The sequence below is a fragment of the Ensifer canadensis genome (genome assembly GCF_017488845.2).
GTDB lineage: Bacteria > Pseudomonadota > Alphaproteobacteria > Rhizobiales > Rhizobiaceae > Ensifer > Ensifer canadensis.
In genome coordinates this window covers 2,534,992-2,552,978 of record NZ_CP083370.1, presented here as the reverse complement: position 1 = coordinate 2,552,978, position 17,987 = coordinate 2,534,992, and the positions used below count along the sequence as shown (strand labels likewise).

Annotated in this window: 18 protein-coding genes; 9 read left to right on the top strand and 9 right to left on the bottom strand. The window is 61.5% G+C overall.

Annotated elements, in window-relative coordinates:
* Nucleotides 1-55: 55 nt before the first annotated feature.
* The gene (locus J3R84_RS12460; RefSeq protein WP_025427978.1) at nucleotides 56-562 is read right to left on the bottom strand and encodes a DUF1993 domain-containing protein; all 507 of its coding nucleotides are present in this window, start codon (nucleotides 560-562) and stop codon (nucleotides 56-58) included.
* A 228-nt stretch (nucleotides 563-790) separates the two neighbouring features.
* On the opposite strand from J3R84_RS12460, the gene J3R84_RS12455 reads away from it, so the two are divergent.
* Nucleotides 791-1,243 carry a YiiD C-terminal domain-containing protein gene (locus J3R84_RS12455; protein WP_025427977.1) on the top strand — a complete coding sequence of 151 codons (453 nt, stop codon included), beginning with the start codon at nucleotides 791-793 and terminating at the stop codon, nucleotides 1,241-1,243.
* Nucleotides 1,244-1,339: 96 nt separating this feature from the next.
* On the opposite strand, the gene J3R84_RS12450 is transcribed toward J3R84_RS12455, so the two are convergent.
* Entirely contained in the window at nucleotides 1,340-2,284 is a 945-nt protein-coding gene (locus tag J3R84_RS12450; RefSeq protein ID WP_025427976.1) for an extensin-like domain-containing protein, read from the bottom strand.
* Nucleotides 2,285-2,579: 295 nt separating this feature from the next.
* Between J3R84_RS12450 and J3R84_RS12445 the strand changes: the two genes are divergently transcribed.
* From J3R84_RS12445 to J3R84_RS12435, 3 genes are all read left to right on the top strand, one after another.
* Nucleotides 2,580-4,685, top strand: a complete 2,106-nt coding sequence (locus tag J3R84_RS12445; protein WP_025427975.1) for a TonB-dependent hemoglobin/transferrin/lactoferrin family receptor — start codon at nucleotides 2,580-2,582, stop codon at nucleotides 4,683-4,685.
* A 120-nt stretch (nucleotides 4,686-4,805) separates the two neighbouring features.
* A complete protein-coding gene (gene trpLE, locus J3R84_RS12440; protein ID WP_178385073.1) occupies nucleotides 4,806-4,850 on the top strand; it encodes a trpE operon leader peptide TrpLE in 45 nt (14 codons plus the stop codon).
* Nucleotides 4,851-4,963: 113 nt separating this feature from the next.
* Nucleotides 4,964-7,153, top strand: a complete 2,190-nt coding sequence (locus J3R84_RS12435; protein ID WP_025427974.1) for an anthranilate synthase — start codon at nucleotides 4,964-4,966, stop codon at nucleotides 7,151-7,153.
* Nucleotides 7,154-7,229: 76 nt separating this feature from the next.
* Here J3R84_RS12435 and J3R84_RS12430 read toward each other — a convergent pair whose 3' ends face one another.
* Nucleotides 7,230-8,147 (bottom strand): LysR family transcriptional regulator, encoded by a 918-nt coding sequence (locus tag J3R84_RS12430; RefSeq protein ID WP_025427973.1) that lies wholly within the window; start codon nucleotides 8,145-8,147, stop codon nucleotides 7,230-7,232.
* Nucleotides 8,148-8,403: 256 nt separating this feature from the next.
* Here J3R84_RS12430 and J3R84_RS12425 point away from each other — a divergent pair, with 256 nt between their 5' ends.
* The 3 genes from J3R84_RS12425 (at nucleotide 8,404) to queF (ending at nucleotide 11,406) form a co-directional block, all read left to right on the top strand.
* A complete protein-coding gene (locus J3R84_RS12425; RefSeq protein WP_244494240.1) occupies nucleotides 8,404-9,870 on the top strand; it encodes an MFS transporter in 1,467 nt (488 codons plus the stop codon).
* Between the two features lie 154 nt (nucleotides 9,871-10,024).
* Entirely contained in the window at nucleotides 10,025-10,945 is a 921-nt protein-coding gene (locus J3R84_RS12420) for a cation diffusion facilitator family transporter (RefSeq protein WP_057206125.1), read from the top strand.
* Complete coding sequence (gene queF / locus J3R84_RS12415) at nucleotides 10,942-11,406, top strand: preQ(1) synthase (RefSeq protein ID WP_025427970.1); 465 nt, start codon at nucleotides 10,942-10,944, stop codon at nucleotides 11,404-11,406. Before J3R84_RS12420 ends, queF begins: the two co-directional genes overlap by 4 nt.
* 38 nt (nucleotides 11,407-11,444) lie before the next feature.
* Here the strand turns inward: queF and J3R84_RS12410 are convergent, their stop codons facing one another.
* Nucleotides 11,445-12,023 carry a HupE/UreJ family protein gene (locus tag J3R84_RS12410; protein ID WP_025427969.1) on the bottom strand — a complete coding sequence of 193 codons (579 nt, stop codon included), beginning with the start codon at nucleotides 12,021-12,023 and terminating at the stop codon, nucleotides 11,445-11,447.
* Nucleotides 12,024-12,267: 244 nt separating this feature from the next.
* Between J3R84_RS12410 and J3R84_RS12405 the strand changes: the two genes are divergently transcribed.
* Complete coding sequence (locus tag J3R84_RS12405) at nucleotides 12,268-12,846, top strand: ATP-dependent Clp protease proteolytic subunit (RefSeq protein ID WP_025427968.1); 579 nt, start codon at nucleotides 12,268-12,270, stop codon at nucleotides 12,844-12,846.
* A 451-nt stretch (nucleotides 12,847-13,297) separates the two neighbouring features.
* Nucleotides 13,298-15,007, top strand: coding sequence for a 2-isopropylmalate synthase (leuA, locus tag J3R84_RS12400; RefSeq protein WP_025427966.1), 1,710 nt, complete (start codon nucleotides 13,298-13,300; stop codon nucleotides 15,005-15,007).
* A gap of 114 nt (nucleotides 15,008-15,121) precedes the next feature.
* On the opposite strand, the gene J3R84_RS12395 is transcribed toward leuA, so the two are convergent.
* From J3R84_RS12395 to J3R84_RS12375, 5 genes are all read right to left on the bottom strand, one after another.
* Nucleotides 15,122-15,502 (bottom strand): DUF6481 family protein, encoded by a 381-nt coding sequence (locus tag J3R84_RS12395; protein ID WP_025427965.1) that lies wholly within the window; start codon nucleotides 15,500-15,502, stop codon nucleotides 15,122-15,124.
* 37 nt (nucleotides 15,503-15,539) lie between these two features.
* Entirely contained in the window at nucleotides 15,540-15,764 is a 225-nt protein-coding gene (locus tag J3R84_RS12390; RefSeq protein WP_025427964.1) for a hypothetical protein, read from the bottom strand.
* Nucleotides 15,765-15,949: 185 nt separating this feature from the next.
* The gene (locus tag J3R84_RS12385) at nucleotides 15,950-16,159 is read right to left on the bottom strand and encodes a cold-shock protein (protein WP_077503416.1); all 210 of its coding nucleotides are present in this window, start codon (nucleotides 16,157-16,159) and stop codon (nucleotides 15,950-15,952) included.
* 473 nt (nucleotides 16,160-16,632) lie between these two features.
* Nucleotides 16,633-17,460, bottom strand: a complete 828-nt coding sequence (locus tag J3R84_RS12380) for an anti-sigma factor family protein (RefSeq protein ID WP_203529128.1) — start codon at nucleotides 17,458-17,460, stop codon at nucleotides 16,633-16,635.
* Between the two features lie 3 nt (nucleotides 17,461-17,463).
* A complete protein-coding gene (locus J3R84_RS12375) occupies nucleotides 17,464-17,982 on the bottom strand; it encodes an RNA polymerase sigma factor (RefSeq protein ID WP_025427961.1) in 519 nt (172 codons plus the stop codon).
* Between the last annotated feature and the right edge of the window lie 5 nt (nucleotides 17,983-17,987).

The window sequence follows — 17,987 nt, the reverse complement described above, 5'->3', positions numbered from 1 at the left end:
ATGGATTGATTTTAAAGCGTTTCCGCTCCCGTTTCGCTTCCCGAGGCGCCACGTCTCAGTTGAGGCTGATGAAGTCCGCCTTGCCGACGGGAACGCCCTTATGGCGGAGAATGTCGTAGGCCGTGGTCAGGTGGAAATAGAAGTTCGGCAGCACGAATTTCAACAGATAGTCCTCGCCGCTCAACGTCATCTTCAGCTTGGTGAAGGTCAGGGTGACCTCGCGGGTTTCGCTGCCGTCGAGATCGGACGGTCGAACGGTCTCCAGGAATGCGACGGTCTTGCCGATGCGCTCGCGCAGTTCCCCGAACGTCTTCTCCTCATCGGGAAAGCTCGGCACCTCGAGCGCGGTCAGCCGGGCGATGGTGCCCTTTGACGTGTCGCTGGCGCGCTGCACCTGGCCTGCAAGCGGCAGCATGTCGGCGACCAGTCGGGCGTTGACCAGATCGTCGAGCGAAAGACCGGTTTCGCCGGCATGGGCCTCGGCCTTGTCGAGCAATTTGCCGAGGACATTGAAGCCATGGACGAAGGTGGGAACGGAGAGCCTGTACATTGTGAGCGCCATGGAGGTTTCCTCGGGCTTGGGGGGCAGTGATATTCCTGGGCTGCTATCTGGGGAAGGAAACCTGATCCTGCAAGGTATCTACGCCACCTTTGTTGCCGTGCAAGCCGTGCGGGTTGCTCGCTTGATGGTGACGAAAGGGAGAGGGTATTGTCCTGATCAGTGCGTCCGTGCTGATGTTGCGAGTGCCTGCCCACCGATACGATGTGAGCAAAATCGATCTGAGCCGCCATGACCCCGTTGGACCTTGAAGCTTATCTTCACGCCCATATTCCGCTTTCGGCAGCGATGCAGGTTCATGTCGACGAAGCGATTGATGAGCACGTGCGGCTATCTGCGCCGCTCGCTCCCAACATCAATCATCGCGAAACGGTGTTCGGCGGCAGTGCCTCCGCACTCTCCATCCTTGCCGCCTGGTCGCTGCTGCACGTGCGGCTGACGCACGCGGGCGTTCCGGCCCGCCTCGTGATCCAGAGCAACCGGATGGAGTATCTGAAGCCGGTTGCCGGTGCATTCTCCTCTCGGTCAACCCTTGCGGACATGGGGCAATGGCCGAGCTTCCTGCGGCTGTTTCACCGTCGGGGCAGGGCAAGGATCGTCGTTGCCGCCGAGTTGCTGGATGACGGTGAGCTTGCCGGGCGTTTCGAAGGCGAGTTCGTCGCCCTTGGCTATGGTGCGGATTAAAGCGTTCCAGATAAGGCGCGAAGCGGTTTTCCGTCAGGAAATGCGTGAAGCAAAACGATAGAGCGGTTCAGCGACTCCGTACAAGGCGGAAACGCTCTATCGGCAGTAACGATATCCGTTCCCGCGCTCGATCACGTCGAGATGCAGGTGCGTCTCATGCGCCGCGTCGCTGCCCGGATCGAGCACGGTCTTGAAATACAGGCAGGCCGAAGCGGTGATCGCACGCTGGAAGGCGCCGGTCATGGTGCCATCCTCGTCGCGAGGCTGGATCTCGATGGTCTTGCCGTCGCTGAGCGTGAACGAAGCGATGTCGACGGCGTTGCCGTGGGCATGCTCTGAGATCTTGCCTGTCGGGGCGTTGTTGCGCAGGCGGCAGATATAGGTGGAGGCCTGGTTCAACATCTTGACGGTCGTACCCTTGGCAAACGCCACGTCGGCCGCCGGCTGTACTGCTTCCTTGGTCCAGCGCGCCAATGCCAACGCCGCCTCGCAGCGCATCAGCCCCTTCGGCGCCAGTTTCACGTCGGGCAACACGCTTGTCACATCAAGCGGCTTGTCGATGCCGCAGCCCTTGCCATCGTCGATCCGCTTGGCTTCGGTGAAAACGGCACCCAATGCTTTCAGCTCCGATAGGCACTTGGCGTATTCGGTCGGGTTCTCGTTTTCGACCGGCGGGTAGATGACGGGGGGCTCTTCCGCCTTGTAGTCAGTCGGCTTGTCCGTGGTCTTCTCCTCGCTGGCGGCGTCGCCCTTCTTGCCGTCGGCTCCCTTGTCGCCGTCCTTCTCAGTTTCTGTGCCTTCCGCCGGCTTCGGCTCAGGCGTTGGCGCTTGGCTGCCCTGTTGACCGCTGGGAGGCTGCTGGTCCTTGTCTTCGTCACCTTCCTTCACCCGCGTTTCCGGCTTCTTTTCAGGAGCGGGTACCGGCGCCTCGGCCTGTGCGTCCGCAGGTGGTTTGGGTAGGGGAAGGGGGCCGGTTTTGGGAAGGCTCGCGCCTGTGAGGAGCAATGTCGACAGGAAAATCAGGGGGATATGGCAACGCATGCGTTTCCTTTCACATGTCCGCGAGGGCAGGCCTCGACGGGGAGGAACGCATGGGAAGCCATCTGGTTTCATCGGCTTGATGCAAAGAGCGTTGCAGTTCGGCAACGCCCCGAATTGGGACGATCCCATAAATTGTTGGGGAGGCGTTTCTATCTTGACAATAATAGTCATGTTTTTTATGCGGCATAAATGAGGCGACGCAATGTCGCCACGTATTCGAACCCCACGCCCAGCCAGCCCCTTGAGTTCGCCGCTCAACAGCAAGCCCGGCCCATGAATTCAAAAGGATTGGTCCATGCTCAACCGGCACCGTCGCCTGGCACTTTTGGCGTGCACGACTACACTTGCTCTTTCCGCCGCCTCTGGTGCCTTCGCGCAGACCGCGACGACCGCGCCGAAGGCAAACGAACAGAATGCCGAGGCCGCCAAGAAGGGCGAGACCTTCCTTTCGCCGATCGTCGTCAAGGGCGCGCGCACCAGCGACCCCTATGCAAAGGCCGGCCCGGTCAGCGTGGTGACGACCGACCAGATCGACCTGCAGTCCGGGCTTGAAACCGATGACCTGCTGCGCGGTGTTCCCGGCACGTCGACGGCGAACAATCCGCAGAACCCGGGTGTGGCCGTCAACATTCGCGGCTTCGAAGGTTCCGGTCGCGTCAACATGATGATCGACGGCGTGCGCCAGAACTTCCGCTTCACCGGTCACGAAGCGCAAGGTCTCGCCTATTTCGACCCGGCGTTCCTGTCCGAGATCGACGTCACCCGCGGCGCCGTCACCGGTGTCGGCGGTGGCGCATTGGCCGGCTCGGTCAACTTTAGGACCTATGACATCGAAGACCTGATCCAGGACGGCAAGACCTATGGCGGCATTGCCTCCGCCACCTATGGCACCAACGGTGCCGGCTGGTCGGAATCGCTGATCGGCGCCTACCGCTTCAACGACGTCTTTTCGGTACTGGGCGGTATCAGCAAGGCCGACCCTGGCAATTACGACAACGGCAATGGCGTTCAGGTGCCCTATACCGAGGAAGACCTGCTGTCTGGCATGCTGAAGTTCGAGATTACGCCGGATGAGGATCATACCTTCAAGTTCAGCGGCATCACCTATGACAATGACTTCTTCGCCAACTCCTACTTCCAGAACGTGAAGAACCAGACGCTGGCCGCAAGCTATTCCTATACGCCAGACAACGAACTCATAGATTTCCGCGCCAACGCCTATTGGAACCGGTTGAAGATGAAGTACGACACCGACGTCAGAGGTGGCGGTACTGCCGCCGGCCGTCAGATCATCGACACCGGCAAGGGCTTCGACATCTCCAACACCTCGCTGTTCGATCTTGGTGACGTTGCGGTCAGGGCCAATTACGGCGTCGAGTATTTCCGCGATGATTACGACGTCATCAACAGCACGGCGCGGCCGAGCGGTGGTGTCAACGGTGGCGGTCGCAATGCCACGACCGGCGTCTTCAGCACGACGACCTTCACCTACGGTATCGCCGACCTGACGGCCGGGCTGCGCTACGACCACTACAGCCTCGACGGCTCGGGCGCCGTTGTCGCCGGCAACCCGATCGGCCTTCCGGCAGGTCCCTACACAGTTGACAAGTCCGATGGACACCTCAATCCGAGCATCACGCTTGCGCTCAACCCTACGGACTGGTTCCAGCCCTACGTGACCTACGCAGAGACCTCGCGCCCGCCGACGGTCAACGAAACCTTTGCCGGTGGAACACACCCGGGCTCTAGCGGTCAGTCCTTCTTCCCCAATCCGTTCCTGGAGCCTGAAATCTCCAAGGGCTGGGAAGTTGGTGCCAACTTCTCCTTCGACGGTCTGCTCGACTCCAGCGATAGCCTGCGTGTGAAGGCCAACTACTTCCACAACAGGATCGACAACTACATCACCGCGGCAATGCTTGGTGGCGGTCGCCAGATCTTCTTCGTCAACAACCCTGGCACGTCGACGGTTCAGGGCTTCGAACTGCAGGCGGCCTATGATGCAGGCTTCGTCTTCGGCGACCTCGCCTATACCTATACCGACAGCAAACTGCCATCGCAGATCAACGGTTTCGGCGTGCAGACCTACCTGCCGGACACTATCGTCAGCGCGACGCTCGGCGCCCGCTTCCTCGAAGATCAGCGCCTGACGGTCGGCACGCGCTTCTACGCGGTTTCGAGCGCCGACGTCGGTGCGATCAACCGCACGCCGCCGACCGTTCCGGGTTACGGGCTGGTCGATATGTTCGCGAACTACAAGTTCGAGAATGGCTTCGAAGTGACGGCAACGGTCACGAACCTGTTCGACAAGGCCTACACGCCGTCGTCGAGCACCATTGCCGGCAGCACGATCGACACCGGTCGCGGCCGGACCTTCCTGGTCACGGCGAAGGCCAAGTTCTGATCGATCGCAGACGAGCTCCAGTCGGAAAGGCGGCCCTTCGTGGCCGCCTTTTCTTTTGCTCCTGCGGCGGCACTTTTTCCCGCTTGCGCAAGGCTGCAACCCGCGCTAACACTTTCGCCCATGACAAATGCACGCAACATTTCGATCTGGTGGTGGGCTCGCTGAGGCGGCCTTGACCAGTCATGCGTGATTGAGACATCAAGCCGCCCGGAGATTTCGAGGCGGCTTTTTCGTATTCTGGCCGCGTGGAAAAACCGGGCTTTTACGGAGCGAGACGAATGGCAACGGTAATTCTCGAAGACGGCGCGGAAAGCTATACCACCAGGGGCGGGATCGTCGTCACCCGCAGGCGGCGCGAAGCCTCCTATGCGGATTCGATTTCAAGCTATGTCGACAGGCTGGACGAACGTCGCGGCGCGGTGTTTTCGTCCAACTACGAATATCCGGGCCGCTACACGCGCTGGGACACTGCCGTCGTCGACCCGCCGCTCGGCATTTCCTCCTTCGGCCGCTCGCTCTGGATCGAAGCCTATAACGGCCGCGGCGAAGTGCTGCTGTCGATCATTTCGGACCATCTGAAAACCGTCGCCGACATCACGCTCGGCACCTCGACGGCGACCCGTCTCGACCTGACGATCAACGCGCCCGACCGTGTCTTCACCGAGGAAGAGCGCTCGAAGATGCCGACGGTCTTCACCGTGCTTCGGGCCGTCACCAACCTCTTCCATTCGGCGGAGGATGCGAGCCTCGGCCTTTATGGCGCCTTCGGTTACGATCTCGCCTTCCAGTTCGACGCCATCGAGCTGAAGCTGAAGCGCCCGGACGACCAGCGCGACATGGTTCTGTTCCTGCCGGATGAGATCCTGGTCGTCGACCACTATGCCGCCAAGGCCTGGATCGACCGCTATGACTTCGCCAAGGACGGTGTTTCGACTGAAGGCAAGACGGAGGAGATCGCCAGCGAACCCTTCCAGACCGTCGACATCATTCCGCCGCATGGGGACCACCGGCCCGGCGAATATGCCGAGCTTGTGGTCAAGGCGAAGGAAAGCTTCCGCCGCGGCGATCTCTTCGAGGTCGTTCCCGGCCAGAAGTTCTTCGAGCGCTGCGACAGCAAGCCGTCGGAGATCTCCAAACGGTTGAAGGCGATCAACCCGTCGCCCTATTCCTTCTTCATCAATCTCGGAAACCAGGAATACCTGGTCGGCGCCTCGCCGGAAATGTTCGTGCGCGTGTCCGGCCGCCGCATCGAGACCTGCCCGATTTCCGGCACGATCAAGCGCGGTGACGACCCGATCGCCGACAGCGAGCAGATCCTGAAGCTGCTGAATTCCAAGAAGGACGAGTCCGAACTGACCATGTGCTCGGATGTCGACCGCAACGACAAGAGCCGCGTCTGCGTTCCCGGCTCCGTCAAGGTCATCGGCCGCCGCCAGATCGAGATGTATTCGCGCCTGATCCACACGGTCGACCACATCGAGGGGCGCCTGCGCGACGATATGGACGCCTTCGACGGCTTCCTCAGCCACGCCTGGGCCGTCACCGTCACCGGTGCGCCGAAACTCTGGGCGATGCGCTTCATCGAAGGCCACGAGAAGAGCCCGCGCGCATGGTATGGTGGCGCCATCGGCATGGTCGGCTTCAACGGCGACATGAACACCGGCCTGACGCTCCGCACCATCCGCATCAAGGACGGCATTGCCGAGGTGAGGGCGGGCGCGACGCTGCTCTACGATTCAAACCCGGAAGAAGAAGAAGCCGAAACCGAACTGAAGGCCTCTGCCATGATCGCAGCCATTCGTGACGCGAAATCCGCCAACAGCGGCAAGGCCGGCCGTGACGTCGCCGCCGTAGGCGCCGGCGTCAACATCCTGCTTGTCGACCACGAGGACAGCTTCGTGCACACGCTGGCGAATTACTTCCGCCAAACGGGGGCAACGGTGACGACGGTGCGCTCGCCGGTGGCCGAAGAGATCTTCGACCGGGTGAAGCCGGATCTCGTCGTGCTGTCGCCGGGACCCGGCAACCCGAAGGATTTCGACTGCAAGGCAACGATCAAGAAGGCGCGTGCCCGCGATCTGCCGATCTTCGGCGTCTGCCTCGGCCTGCAGGCGCTTGCCGAAGCCTATGGCGGCGATCTCAGGCAGCTGGCGATCCCGATGCACGGCAAGCCGTCGCGCATCCGCGTGCTCGAACCCGGCATCGTCTTCTCCGGCCTCGGCAAGGAGGTGACCGTCGGTCGCTATCACTCGATCTTTGCCGATCCGTCGAGCCTGCCGCGCGATTTCATGATCACCGCCGAAAGTGAAGACGGCACGATCATGGGCATCGAGCATACCAAGGAGCCGGTGGCAGCCGTGCAGTTCCACCCGGAATCGATCATGACGCTCGGCGGCGATGCCGGCATGCGCATGATCGAAAACGTGGTGGCGCATCTGGCCAAGCGGGCGAAGGTCAAGGCCGCCTAAGAAACGAACCGCAGACAATCAGGCGCCGCCTCCGTATCAAAGGGCGGCGCTTTCGTTGTCGGGCTGGCAGGTGCCTTCATGGGGCGCTTGGCGCGCCCGGAATTTCGCAGCGATCGGCAAACAGCCGCTCGCTGAGGAAATCGACGAAGACCCGGACCTTGGGCGAGAGGTGCCGGTTCGAGGGCCAGAGAAGGTGAAACTGGCCGGGTGCGTTGAGATGGGCGTCGAGCACCGTTTTAAGCGCGCCGTCGGCAAGCGGCCCGCGCGCCAGAAAGTCCGGCATGCAGCCAATGCCGAGACCGCTGATCACGGCGCCACGCAATGCCTCCATATTGTTGCAGGTCAGCACTGTGCACATCGGCGGCATGGTGCCTGACATGACAATCGGCCAGTCCTGCAGTTTGCGGCTGTTGGGAAACCGGAAGCGGATTGCCCGGTGACCATCGAGATCCCGTGGGCATTCGGGCGTGCCGTGATCGGCGAGGTAGCTTGGGGCGGCGCAAAGCAGAAGCCGGAACGGGCGCAGGGCTCTCGACATCAGCCGGGAATCCGGCAAATCGCCGCTGCGGATAGCGACATCGACCTCCTCATCGATCAGGTCGACGATGCGATCGTTGAAATCGAGATCGAGTTCGACTTCGGGATAGCGCTCAACGAATTCCGGCAGCACCGGCAGCAGCAGGTGATAACTGACGATCGGAACGCTGACGCGCAGGCGCCCGCGTGGAGCCGCGACGGCTTGGGCTAGCGATGCCTCGGCATCGTCTAGATCGTCGAGGACGCGACGGCAGCGCTCGTGAAACAGCCGCCCTTCCTCCGTCAGCCGGATGCTGCGTGTCGAGCGTTGAAACAGGCGAACGCCAAGCTGTCTCTCGAGATTGGTCACCGCCTTGCCAACGGCCGAAGCGGATAGGCCAAGGACCCGTCCGGCAGCGACAAAGCTGCCGAGATCGGCGGTTCGAACAAAGGCCGTCAGTCCACCCAAGCGATCCATTGCCTCTCCTATTCGAGCGTTTTTTTCCGCCAAGAGTGGAATGATGGCGGTATTTCCCAGCCATTCTGTCCAATCTATCCTCCTCAAGTCAATCGATACCCACCGACCGGCGACCGGTCGCCTCACGAAGTGCGACCGGCGGGTCCTTCCTTGCTCGAACACATCGGGACTGCAAGACATGAGAGAAAAGACCAGGAGTAGGAGCAACGCCGGACGGTTGTGCGTTCTTGTTGCTGTTTGTTGTGCGGCCGCCGCCATGCCGCTGACCTTCACCGGGCCGGCGGTGGCACTGCCCGCGATCAGCCGGACGCTGGGTGGAAGCCCGCTGGCGCTCAACTGGGTCACGAACGCCTTCATGCTGACCTTCGGCAGCACCCTGATGGCGGCGGGCGCGCTTGCCGATAGCTATGGCCGCAAGCGCATGTTCCTCGGCGGGCTTGCAGCCTTCGGCCTGTTCTCGCTCGGCCTTGCCTTCGCCAACGATATTGTCTTGTTCGACATTCTCAGGGCCTTGCAGGGTGTCGGGGCGGCGGCAGCGTTTTCGGGCGGCATGGCTTCACTGGCACAGGAGTTTGAAGAGGGGCAACGGCTGCGGGCGTTCAGCGTCGTCGGTGCGAGCTTTGGCGTCGGCCTGGCATTTGGCCCCATTGCCTCCGGCCTCGTGGTCGAGGCGCTCGGCTGGCCGGCAATCTTCCTGCTTGTCGTCGCGCTCGCGGCCTTTGCCTTTGCGCTCGGTGCCGTTTTCCTGCGGGAAACGCGCGACCCGAATGCGGGCGGCCTCGACTGGAAGGGGGCGGTGACGTTCACGCTGGCGCTGGCATTCCTGACATTTGGCATCCTGCAGCTGCCCGAGGCCGGCTGGAGCGATCCTTTCGTCCTCGCTGTGCTGGTAGCTGCGGTTGTCTTCTTCTTTGTCTTCTACCGAATCGAGCGTTCCGTGGCGCGGCCGATGCTGGATCTGTCCTTGTTCAAGTATCCGCGCTTTGTCGGCGTACAACTGCTCGCGGCGGCGCCGGCTTATGGTTTCGTCGTGCTGCTCATTCTTCTGCCGGTGCGGTTCATCGGCATCGAAGGCATGAGCGAGATTGCCGGGGGGCGGATGATGATTGCGCTCTCGGCTCCGCTGCTCCTCCTGCCGATCGCCGCCGGTCTGTTGACGCGCTGGTTTGCGCCGGCCGTCATCTGCGGGACCGGATTGCTGGTTTCAGCCGCCGGGCTTGGCTGGCTCAGCCAGTTTCCCGTGGGCTCGGCGCCGGGGCTGCTGGTCCCACCATTGCTGCTCGTCGGCATCGGCATCAGCCTGCCCTGGGGTTTGATGGATGGGCTGGCGGTCAGCGTGGTGCCGAAGGAGCGGGCGGGAATGGCGACGGGTATCTTCAGCACCACCCGTGTTGCGGGCGAAGGGATCGCCCTTGCGGTGGTGACAGCGCTTCTCTCTGTCTTCACGCAGATCAAATTGGGGTCGGCAGCCGGCGGCCACGCCGCCGATGTCGCCCAGAGGCTCGTCACCGGCAACGTGGCTGCGGCCGGCAGCATAGTGCCGTCGGTTGAGCGCCTTGCACTGCTTCAAGCCTATAGCAGCGCGTTCGGGACGCTGCTCTGGCTGTTGACGGCCATTACCACGGCAACGGCCGTGGTCGTCTTCCTGTACCTCGGCAAGGGCGCCGAAGAAGTCGAAAGCGCCGAAACCGATCTGATGCCGGGTACGATTACGGACCCTTAAAAAACGGGCAGGAGCCGAACGCACCTTTGACAAGCCGGCATCGATGGCACATATGTTTCCCATTGACCGCCTGCGCGAAATTCGCGCGGGCGGTTTTGCGTTTCAATGGGCTTGCGTTTGCAACTCGTTTGCATCTGCATGAGGAATGAAGAAGATGTCTCTATCCGATAACCGAACCGTCCTGCGGCTTGCCTTCTGGGGCATTCCGCTTTCTCTGGCTGTGCTGGGGCTGAAGCTGCTTGCCTGGTGGCTTACCGGCTCGGTGGCCCTTTTGTCGGATGGTCTTGAGTCGACAGTCAATGTGATTGCGGCGGTGATCGCCTATCTGATGATCGGCTATGCGGCGAAACCGGCGGATGCCGGCCATCCCTTCGGGCACCACAAGGCGGAGTATTTTTCCGCGGTTATCGAGGGCGTGCTGATCGTCGTTGCCGCATTGCTGATCGTCTGGGAAGCGGTGCCGGCGATGATGGCGCCGGTGATGTTGGAAGCTCCGGCGCTCGGCCTGGCGATCAACTTTGCTGCTGGTGTCGTCAACGCCATCTGGGCCTATGTGCTGATCAGCGCCGGTCGGAAGCATCGCTCGCCGGCTCTCAGCGCCGACGGCCATCATATTCTGTCTGACGTCGTGACCTCGATCGGCGTTTTGATCGGCCTTGGTCTTGCCATTGCCACGGGTTACGCGATCCTTGATCCCTTGCTGGCCGTCATCGTCGCCTGCAATATCCTGTTCCAGGGCTGGATGGTGATCTCGCGGTCGATTGACGGGTTGATGGACCGGGCGGTGCCGGCCGAGGAGGAGGAGGCGATCAAGCAGGCGATCGCCGCCAACGGCAAGGGCTCGCTTGGAGTGCACGATCTCAAGACCCGCCAGGCAGGCCCGGTGATTTTTGTGGATTTCCACATGGTCGTGCCGGAAATGATGCCGGTCGGCGAGGCGCATGATATCTGCGATCGCATCGAGGACGCGATACGCGCCGTTCACCCCGGCGCCAAGATCGCGATCCATGTCGAGCCGGAAGGTGAAAAGGCGCACGGCGTGCGCGTAAAGGTAAGTGGAGCACCACGCAAATGAGCAAGACTGACGTATCCGGCCTGTCGCAACTGGGCGCCAAGGTCGACCTGCCGCAGAGCCCCGACGAAGCGGTGCTCGAGCGCGTGCCGAGCGGCAATCAGGGCGCGGACTTCCTGGTGCGGTTCACCGCGCCGGAATTCACCTCGCTTTGCCCGATGACCGGCCAGCCGGATTTTGCCCACATCGTCATCGACTACGTGCCGGATGAATGGCTGGTGGAATCGAAGTCGCTGAAGCTGTTCCTGCATTCCTTCCGCAATCATGGCGCCTTCCACGAGGACTGCACCATTGATATCGCCAAACGGCTGGTCAGCCTGTTGTCGCCGCGCTGGCTGCGCATCGGTGCCTACTGGTATCCGCGCGGCGGCATTCCGATCGACGTTTTCTGGCAGACCGGCAAGCCGCCGGAAGGATTGTGGCTGCCCGATCAGGGCGTGCCGACCTATCGCGGTCGCGGATAAAAATGGCGGGCATGACCCGCCATTCCCCGTTCGTTTCGTCAGCCGAAGATCAGGGCCGTGCCGGCAAGTGCCGTAAGGCCGCCGAGAATGCGCGCCAGCGTGCCGCCGCCTGAGAGGCGACCAAGCGCCACGCCAAGGCCGATGCCGGCCGCGTGAAGGGCGGCGGTGGCAAGCATGAAGCCGATGGCGAAGGGAAGGGCGCCGGCGCTGCCGAGTTCGCCGCCATGGGCATGGCCGTGAAAGAGCGCGAAGAGGCCGACGACCGCAGCCGACGCGGCCGCATCGAGGCGCACGGCCATTGCCACCAGCAGGCCCAGCGCGACAACCGAGGCGAGGATCGCGGGCTCGACAAAGGGAAAATGGATGCCGGCCGTTGCCAGCGAAAAGCCGGCCGCCATCATCGCGACGAAGGCCGACGGCACGAGCCACAGCGCCCGGCCGCCGATCTGTGCGGCCCAGAGGCCGACGGCGACCATGGCCAGGATATGGTCGAGGCCGAAGAGCGGATGCGAGAAGCCGGCGGCAAACGAGCCGTGCTCATCAGGGTTGAGGTGAGCGAAGGCCGGTGCCGCGGATGCCATCAGCACGGCCGCTGCAATCAGGATGCGTCTGTTCATATCTGTCCCCATGGATCGACAGGACCTGGGAGGGAGCCCTGTCCTTGCAGTTTTTTGACCGGCTCGATCTTATTGGGCTCTGTGTCTCTGTCCATACGGCATTTGGCGGTGGCGCCGTTTACCATAGGCGCAGTGCAATCCGCTTCGCCCTTTGTCGCCCTTTCGGTTTGTTGCATTGTCTTCGCTGTCGAGTCGCATTATCTGACTTTGACAAAGAAATTCATGAGACGCCGGAGAACAACGGATGAGCGACGAGGAAGACAAGAACACCGAACTGCCCTTGGGCAAGGAAACGGAGGCGAACCTTTTCAAGTCGCGCTCGATTTTCATTTACGGCACCATCACCCAGGAGTTGGCGCAGAAGGTTTGCTCGCAGCTCGTGGCGCTTGCGTCGGCCAGCGATGACGACATCCGCCTCTTCGTCAGCTCGCCAGGCGGCCACGTCGAATCCGGCGACAGCATTCACGACATGATGAAGTTCGTGAAGCCGAAGGTCTGGACGATTGGCACCGGCTGGGTCGCGTCCGCCGGCGCGCTGATCTATGTCGGCGTTCCCAAGGAGCGTCGTCTCTGCCTGCCGAATACCCGCTTCCTGCTTCACCAACCGTCGGGCGGCACCCGCGGCATGGCTTCGGATATCGAGATCCAGGCCCGCGAAATCATCAAGATGAACGAGCGCCTGAACAAGATCTTCTCCGAAGCGACCGGCCAGACGGTCGAAAAGATCGCCAAGGATACCGAACGTGACTATTGGCTGTCGGCTGAAGAGGCCAAGAACTATGGCCTCGTCTCGCGCATCATCACCTCGGTTTCGGATATCTGAGACCGATATACCGTCGGCAACGGCGTTGAAATTGCAAAGGGCATCGGCGGCAGCGCCGGTGCCTTTTTCGTTTGGCGGGGCTCGCGCCAGAGGGATGGTCGCACTCCTCACGTTTCCGCACGGGCATGCCTTGCTCCGGTTCGGCAAGCCGTGTATAGGCTTTGTCATGACCAAGGCCAGCGCATATCGGATCGCTACGATCTCTGCCGCACACGATGACAATCGTGCGCCGCTGCACGCCTTCGCCTCGCTTCTTCTTCTCGGCCTTACTCGCGGTTGCCGGGTTCGCTGAGGAGCGCCCGGCGGCCGAAAAAGCCACGCCGGCAGATGCTCCTCGAATCCAATAGAGTTTTAGGACAAACGCGCCCGCCACGGCATTTGCCATCGCAATCCGATCCCCGATCGGTTATGGCAAAGCGGCCAGAGCGCTCAGTGATGAAGAGAAGCTGCAATGATCCAGAAATCCCATTCCATCAAGAACGGCATGCCGGAAGCGGCGGTGAAGTATCAGCCTTACCCGCAGATCGCGCTCGCCGACCGGACCTGGCCGTCGAAGACCATTTCCCAGGCGCCGATCTGGTGCTCGGTCGACCTGCGTGACGGCAACCAGTCGCTCGTCGACCCGATGGGCCATGACCGCAAGGCGCGCATGTTCCAGCTGCTCCTGGACATGGGCTTCAAGGAAATCGAGATTGGCTTCCCCTCGGCCTCGCAGACGGACTTCGACTTTGCCCGCTGGTGCATCGAAGAGGGCAATGTCGCCGAAGACGTGTCGCTGCAGGTGCTGGTGCAGTGCCGGCCGGAGCTGATCACCCGGACCTTCGAGGCGCTGCAGGGCGCCCATAAGCCGATCGTGCATTTCTACAACTCGACCAGTGAGTTGCAGCGCCGGGTGGTGTTTGCCAAGGATGTTGCCGGCATCAAGCAAATTGCGACCGATGCTGCCAAGATGATCACCGACATGGCCGCCAAGGCCGGTGGCGATTTTCGCTTCGAGTATTCGCCGGAGAGCTTCACCGGCACCGAGCTGGAAGTGGCGCTGGAGATCTGCAACGCGGTCACCGCGATCGTCAAGCCGACGCCGGATAACAAGCTGATCCTCAATCTGCCGTCGACCGTCGAGATGGCGACGCCGAACATCTATGCCGACCAGATCGAGTGGATGTGCCGCAACCTCGACAATCGCGAGAGCCTGATCATTTCCCTGCACCCGCACAACGACCGCGGCACGGGCATTGCGGCGACGGAGCTCGGCCTGATGGCCGGTGCCGACCGCGTCGAAGGCACGCTGTTCGGCAATGGCGAGCGCACGGGCAATGTCGACGTGGTGACGCTGGCGCTGAACATGTTCACGCAAGGCGTGGACCCGCAGCTGGACTGCTCCGACATCGAGCGGATCAAGGAAGTCTACGAATATTCCAACCAGATGGTGATCCCCGAGCGCCATCCTTACGTCGGCGAACTGGTCTACACGGCCTTCTCCGGCTCGCACCAAGATGCGATCAACAAGGGCATGAAGGCGATCAAGACCGCCAACAAGCCATTGTGGGAAGTGCCTTACCTGCCGATCGATCCGCGTGACGTCGGCCGCTCCTACGAGGCGATCATCCGGATCAACTCGCAGTCGGGGAAGGGCGGCATCGCCTATATCCTGCAGGAAGACTACGGCATCAACCTGCCGCGCAACCTGCAGGTGGAGTTCCGCGAGGACATCCAGCACATCACCGACGAAGAAGGCAAGGAGCTACCCTCCAAACGCATCCATGAACGCTTCATCGAGCGTTATGTCGAGCAGCCCGGCGCGCGCATCAAATTCGTCGATCACAACACCTATCCGGTCGGCGAGCACAAGGGCGTGCGTGTGGTTTCGGCCGAGATCACCGACAACGGCGAGCTCAAGCGCATCGAGGGCAAGGGCACCGGTCCGATCGACGGTTTCATTAACGCGCTGTCGATCTATCTCGGCGTCGATCTCTCGGTCGCCGACTATTCCGAGCATTCGCTGCAGCACGGCTCGAACGCAGCCGCCATCGCCTATGTCGAGATGGAGCACCCTGATGGTAAGCTGTTTGGCGCCGGCATCAACACCAACATCGTTGCAGCCTCGCTGGAAGCGATCGTCTCGGCTGCCAACCGCGTGTTGGAAATGAAACGTAGCTGATCATCAAAACGCCGCGCGCCCTGAGGACGCGCGGCGTTTTCGATCGGTACTTGACGCTACCCTCAATCACGGCTCGCCATGGTGGGGGCTTCAAAGTCCATTTGCGGGCTGCGGTTAAGCCTGCCGCGCCTTGCGGTTGGCGTAGCGCCGGTCGCGCTCGGCCTTGCGAGCAGCCTCGTCCTCGATCACGCGTGAAATGCGGTTCTTGTCGGCGGCTTCGCGCGCTTCGGCCTCAGCTCTTGCAGCAGCCGTGAGTGCCGCCTCGCGCTCAGCGGCCTCGGCCTGCAAGCGCTCGCGCTCCTCATTCTTTACCCGTTCGCGTTCGATGCGCCGCTCTTCGCGGGCTGCAGCGACCGCCTGACGCTCGGCCTGGCGGGCGAGTTCGGTCGGTTCTGCGGCTTCCTTTGCCGCGCGGTAGGCTTCAAGAAGCGCTTTCTTCGCATCGGCCGCGGCGCTGCGACGGTCGGTGAGTTCACTGTTTCTGATGTTTCTCAAGTCTCTATTCCAGTTGAGGTGTCACCCTGACTGAAAGTCAGGTTTTTCTGACGCGTTTCGAAGCGGGGGCGGCAGCCGCCGCCAGGCGGTCCTGCAATTCCTTCGCCAGCCGCGCTTCGCGCAGACGCAGGGTCTTCTCTTCGCGAGCCTGGACGATGGAGTCGAGTTCTTCAACGGCGCTGTCGCGGGCAAAGAACTGCGATTGCTCTTTGGCAAAGGCGATCTCGGCCCGCTGGCGCGATTTGTTGTGTGTCTCTGTCATGGGATATCCCCGACTTTGGCGCGCGTCTACGGTGTTGCACGTCACTCCCGATGCATAATGCAGTTGCGGGATCGTGCAGTCGGCGCGCGGAAATAAAAAAGGCCAGGCATGTTGCCTGACCTTGATGGGTATCATGCTCTCGACAGTGCCAGTACATCCGTGGTCAAGGGAGAGCCGATACCGATTTAGGCTGCCTGCAGATTGCAGGCAGACATCTTGCCCGACTTGTTGTCGCGCTCCATGTCGTAGGCAACCTTCTGGCCTTCGACGATTTCGCGCATGCCAGCGCGTTCGACGGCAGAGATGTGAACAAATGCGTCCGGACCGCCGTTGTCAGGCTGAATGAAGCCGAAGCCCTTGGTGGAATTAAACCATTTAACTGTGCCAGTGGTCATGATGAACCCTTTCATAGCATATTGAATGACCGCCGCGCACAAGCGCTGCGGATGAAGATAGCGATTTTTGAAAGGAAGGTTCGTCAGGGCGCAGTTGCTAAATGCGCGGTAACCAAAGTTCAGCAAGCAAATATCGATTTGTCAGAGATATAGACAAAGTATTGATATGTCAACCGTTGGTTTTTTCTTGCCGGGTTTTGCCAATTTTGCGGGTGTTGCGAAACGGCAATTCGGAGCGAAATTTTTTTCGGTGCAGCATATGTATTTTAGGCCGGGAAAGCAGGTGTAACTATTTGGTTGCCTGCAAAAATTTCCGCGTGAGCTAACATCAGCCCGGCTCGGCATAGGGCCGCTCGCGCGGATGATGCAGTCTGCCGCGCTGCGGTCGATGTCTGATTTTGACGGCAACACGATCCACCCTGGCAACAGGCGCTGCCATGGTTCCGTTGCCTGGTTCAGGCGGAGGTCGCGGCTCAGATTGTCGTGGAGACCGCTTCGGCCAGATCGTGCAGACCGATGCTGGCCGACGGGCCGACGAGCACGAAAGACGCGCCGCCGCGCTGCCAGGAAACCATGCCGAGATTGTCGCGGATGCTTTCGGAGAACTTGTCTGACTGCGGGCTGTCGCTGTCCTTGAGGAAGCAGATGGCAAACACGTCGCCATCGGCATTGCGATAGATAAGTTGCGCGACGGGTTTGCTGTTGGCGACGAGCAGACGCGCACCCTCGAAGTTCAGACCCTTGCCGGTGAGGTTGGGAATGGTGAACGGGACGCCGACGCTGGAGGCGAGCCAAGCCTCGATCTTCGGCGCTTCGGAGGCCGGGACCTCGACGAGCCGTTCCTTCTGGCGGGAATAAATGCGGTGGTAGTCGGCGATGTCGTCAAGCCAGGTGCGGGCGGAGGCGACCCTTGTCGGCTCGCCGGCGTGGTTGGCCGTGCCGATGATAAACCCGGTGAAGCCACCGACCAGCACCAGCGCCACGGAAGCAGCCATCACCCGCGGCCAGATGCGCACGCTGCGCACATTGGCGGCAGCGATCGTCACGCGTTCCGCCTTGGGATTGATGCCGGAGCCCTGCTTGATCTGACGCACCAGCGCCAGCGGCACGGGATCATGAAGGAAATCCTCGAATGCCGTGTTGCCGAAGGCGCTGCCGGCCTTCAGCTTTTCAAACAACGCCTTGGCTTCCTCGTCGCGGGCGAGGAGCGTCTCGAGTTCAGTCTTTTCTGCCTCGCCGAGTTCGCCATCGATATAGGCGCACAACCGGACTTCGAGCGCGTGACCTTTTGTTTGCTGCAACGGTCATGCCCTCCTTTCGGTGTTTTCGGAGATCATCGCGGCGAGCCTCAACCGCGCGGTCGACAGCCTGCTCATCACCGTGCCGATCGGGATACCGAGGATATCGGCAGTCTCGCGGTAGCTGTGGCCTTCGACATTGACCAGCAGGAAGGTGCTTGCCAGGCCCTCAGGCATCGAGAGGATCATCTTCTGCAATTGGTTGGCGTAGACGGCTTTCTCGGCGGAGGCCTCGATGCTCAGTTCGTCCTGGTCGGACACGTCGACCGTACCGCTGCCGGTGCGGACTTTCCGTTTGCGGATCTCGTCGATCCAGAGGTTGCGCGTCATGGCGTAGATCCAGCTTTCGAGCCGGCCTTCTCCGTTCCAGAGGTGACTGCGCGTAATCGCTCTTTCGCAAGCTTCCTGGACAAGATCATCGGCATCATGTGCATTGCGCGTCAATGTCATCGCGAAGCGGCGCAATTTGGGCAGCAAGCTGACCAAGTCGCGTCTGAAGTCCTTCGTTTCTGCCGCTGGGCGCATTGCTC